The 2,303-nt window shown below is 20.3% G+C and carries 2 protein-coding genes; one reads left to right on the forward strand and one right to left on the reverse strand.

What is annotated here, in order from left to right:
* Positions 1–672: 672 nt before the first annotated feature.
* Complete coding sequence (locus AB4W51_RS02725) at positions 673–1,164, reverse strand: TIGR00645 family protein (RefSeq protein WP_367676844.1); 492 nt, start codon at positions 1,162–1,164, stop codon at positions 673–675.
* A gap of 159 nt (positions 1,165–1,323) precedes the next feature.
* On the opposite strand from AB4W51_RS02725, the gene repA reads away from it, so the two are divergent.
* Positions 1,324–2,181, forward strand: coding sequence for a plasmid replication initiator RepA (repA, locus tag AB4W51_RS02730; protein WP_367676843.1), 858 nt, complete (start codon positions 1,324–1,326; stop codon positions 2,179–2,181).
* Positions 2,182–2,303: the final 122 nt, after the last annotated feature.

Consider the following 2,303-nt stretch of genomic DNA (forward strand, 5'->3'; position numbering starts at 1 on the left):
ATAGATGCATGTAATTTATTTTTTAGATGCTTTTATAGAGATACATGCAAAATTACTTTATAATAAATATTATAAAATAACAATAAAACAGGAATAATTTAAATTAATTGATTAATGTTAAATATATAATAAAATCCATTCATTAAAAATATCTCACATACATAAACCACAATATCGTCTATCAATAACCATTATCCCATTTGTCATCATATTAAAATAGTTTTGTGATTATTTTATAATAGATGCATGTAATTTATTTTTTAGATGCTTTTATAGAGATACATGCAAAATTACTTTATAATAAATATTATAAAATAACAATAAAACAGGAATAATTTAAATTAATTGATTAATGTTAAATATATAATAAAATCCATTCATTAAAAATATCTCACATACATAAACCACAATATCTTCTATCAATAACCATTATCCCATTTGTCATCATATTAAAATAGTTGTGTGATTATTTTATAATAGATGCATGTAATTTATTTTTTAGATGCTTTTATAGAGATACATGCAAAATTACTTTATAATAAATATTATAAAATAACAATAAAACAGGAATAATTTAAATTAATTGATTAATGTTAAATATATAATAAAATTTATCAATTGATACAAAAAATTTTTTTATATCAATTGATTTTATTAAGAAATAATTTAGAATTATTTCTTTTTACTCATTTTATCAATATAAGACATTCCAAAAGCAGAAAGAACAAAAGTTAAATGAATTAAAACACACCACATTATTTTATTATCCAAAACTTTATCAGCTTCCATAAAAACTCTTAATAAATGAACAGAAGAAATTGCTACAATTGAGGAAGCAACTTTATTTTTAATAGAATTTACATCCATAGTACCCATCCAACTTAATCTTTTTTGTTGATTTCTCATTTCCATTTTTGATATAAAATTTTCATAACCTGAAAACATTACCATAACTAATAATCCTCCTACTAAAGCTATGTCAATCAAGGAAAGTACTATTAAAACTAACCCTGATTCAGACATTACAAATATTTCAGGTAAAACAAAAATGATTTGCTGAAAAAATTTTAATGTTAATAAAATAAAACCAAAAGATAATCCTATATAAACAGGAAACATTAACCAACGTGCAGCATATATTACTTGTTCAATTATTTTTTCCATAAATCACCTTTAATAATCAAAAAATAGAAAATATAATAAAAATTATTAAATTAAATAAATATAATATATATATAAAAATATTGCGTTTCTTTTTAAAAAATGTTATTTAATTAAATTATTATTTTTCATTAATTTAAAATATCTTAATAAGTATTAATTATGTTCAATAAAAAAAAATATGTAAATAATCCATTTCCAAAATTTAAAATTCCAAAAAATGATAAACCAAGACCACAATTTATTCGATATGCTATGCAGAAAGCAATGAATAATGATGTAGCTAGAGGAGAAATTTATTACGTAATTCAACCTAAAAACATAAAAACAGGTTTGACTATACCAAGAAGAAGAAGATTAAATGAACACCGTGCTTGTGCTTTAAGAGCTATGGTTTTAGCTATGTTATATCATTTCAATTTAACTTCAAATTTAGTGTATGCTTCTGTTGAACAATTATCAGATGAATGTGGATTATCTACTATGTCAAAATCGGGTAATAAATCAATATCCAGAGCTTCTAGATTAATTACAGAATTTATGGAACCTATGGGTTTTATAAAATCTGAAAAAAAATGGGATAATGTTTTAGGAAATTACATGCCTAAAATTATTACATTAACTCCTTTATTTTTTTTATTGTTCGATATTTCTTTAAATAATTTAATGCAGGCAAAAAAACAACAACTAGAATGGATTAATAAAGAATTAAAAAAACAAGGATTAAAAACAACTACAGAAAAACAAATAATAATGAATATAAAATCAACAAGAATGAAAAAAATATCAGAGTTTAGACAATCAAAACATAAATTTTATATAAGACAAAAAAAAGCAAAGAAAATTATTTCAAACAATGAAAATATTGCTAAACAAAATATTCTTCGTACATTAGTAAAAAATTTTACATTAAAAGAACTACAAAATATGGGACAAAATGGTCTTAAAAAAAGAGTGAACATTGAATATTATTACTTAAAAAAAATAGCTACATCAACATATATTAATAACATTAAATAAATAAAAAAATTTAAAAATATTTTTATATTCGAGAATTAATTAATTTTAAAAAAAAATATTTTAAACCAAAATATCTTCTATCATTTGTCATCATATTAAAATAGTTTTGTGATTATTTTATA

Source organism: Buchnera aphidicola (Eriosoma grossulariae) (assembly GCF_964059045.1).
In the GTDB taxonomy this organism is placed as follows: domain Bacteria; phylum Pseudomonadota; class Gammaproteobacteria; order Enterobacterales; family Enterobacteriaceae; genus Buchnera_D; species Buchnera_D aphidicola_A.